At 58.1% G+C, this 1353-nt stretch carries 2 protein-coding genes; one reads left to right on the top strand and one right to left on the bottom strand.

Going from position 1 to position 1353, the window contains the following annotated elements; genetic code table 11:
- Nucleotides 1-280: 280 nt before the first annotated feature.
- On the bottom strand, nt 281-637 hold the full coding sequence (locus tag QZ269_RS13110; RefSeq protein ID WP_291427139.1) for a DoxX family protein: 357 nt from the start codon (nt 635-637) through the stop codon (nt 281-283).
- A 321-nt stretch (nt 638-958) separates the two neighbouring features.
- On the opposite strand from QZ269_RS13110, the gene QZ269_RS13105 reads away from it, so the two are divergent.
- Nucleotides 959-1353: response regulator transcription factor (locus tag QZ269_RS13105; protein WP_291427111.1), on the top strand; the 395-nt coding region annotated here is incomplete at its 3' end.

The following is a 1353-nucleotide window of genomic DNA, read 5'->3' as shown; positions in this document are numbered from 1 at the left end:
ATCCATTTGGACTGGCTTAGTTGACGTTTTTCGTGGCGTCTTACCCAAACTCGACTTCTCGTGCTGAGCAGTTACAATCGAAAGGCAAAAAGCGCTACTTAGCAGGCGCGTGGAAGTGGCGGTGACGATTTCCAAAAGCTAACGGGGCGGCCTGCACCAGAGACACGCCGCCCCGTTGGCTTGTCAAGGTCTTTTACCAAGAACCCAAACAGGTGACCAGCAAGAAATCTTGTAGCCTTCTCCCGCGCAAAGAGGGAGGAGTTCAACTCGCCGCCGATGTTCAGTCGCTTCCAGCCACCAGCAAAGCTCCAAACAGGGCCAGATTCTTGAGAAACTGGGTCTGCTGGTGCTGGCGCTCGGTTCCCTTCTTGTCCCAGAACGGGTGGCCGATCACAGTGGTTGGAACCAGGCTAGCAGCCAGCACGGTGCTGGTCACACGCGGAGCGACGCCCAGAGCCAGCAGCACTCCGGCGGCGGCCATGATGCCGCTGTTGGCCTTGACCGCCAATTCGGGCTGAGGAATTTCGGCGCCACGAGCCGCCCGCACGATAGGGTCGGGGTTTTGCAGGTAATCTACGCCGCTCTTGACGAAAATGGTGGCCAGTAGGGCACGTCCCAGAACTTTACTCACGCTCATGTCTTGCCTCCTTGAAGTGTGGCTAAAAGTCTAGCGCAGTGCCGGAATCCAGCGCCGCCCTGTCTGGAAGCTGCGGCATTGGGCCGCCAATATCCATAAACACTATTTGGCCCTTGTGTGGAACCCGGCCAAAAGACCGCCCAGCACACCACTCCCGCCGGGGCGTTAAGGGACTATAAACCGGGGTGCGCCCCCGTTCATAACCCAGGCGTCTACGATAAACACAACAAATTTCTGGCGTGGTTCCGGCAGTCTCTGGTGAGCAAATGACTGCCGCACCGTTTTACCAGTCAGAGCCAGTTAGGAGATGAATCACTCGTCATGGAACAACGCATTTTGCTCATTGAAGACAATCCGGATATCACCCGCGTCGTGCAGTACGAACTTGAGCAAGCCGGTTACCGGGTCATCACGGCTCCCGACGGCATCACCGGCCTGACGAGCGCCAGAGAAAATAACCCCGATCTGGTGATCTTGGATCTGGGCCTGCCCGATTTCGACGGCGCGGAGATTGCCCGGCGGCTGCGCAAGACCAGTAGCGTCCCGATCATTATTCTAACGGCGATGGACGCGGTTGACCGCAAAGTCAACCTGCTGGAGGCCGGGGCCGACGACTACATGACCAAGCCCTTCCATTCTGAGGAACTGGTCGCCCGTGTCAAGGTGCAGTTGCGCCACCAGCAGCACGGCGAGGTCATCGTGATCGGCGGACTCGA

The organism is Deinococcus sp., from assembly GCF_018260405.1.
Taxonomy (GTDB): Bacteria; Deinococcota; Deinococci; order Deinococcales; family Deinococcaceae; genus Deinococcus.
Note: the sequence above shows the minus strand (reverse complement) of the source record. Positions and strands in the feature narration are given on the sequence as shown.

What these genes read in the sequence shown, in the direction of transcription:
- QZ269_RS13110 (WP_291427139.1), bottom strand. Translation starts at nt 637, where the DNA reads ATGAGCGTGAGTAAAGTTCTGGGACGTGCCCTACTGGCCACCATTTTC.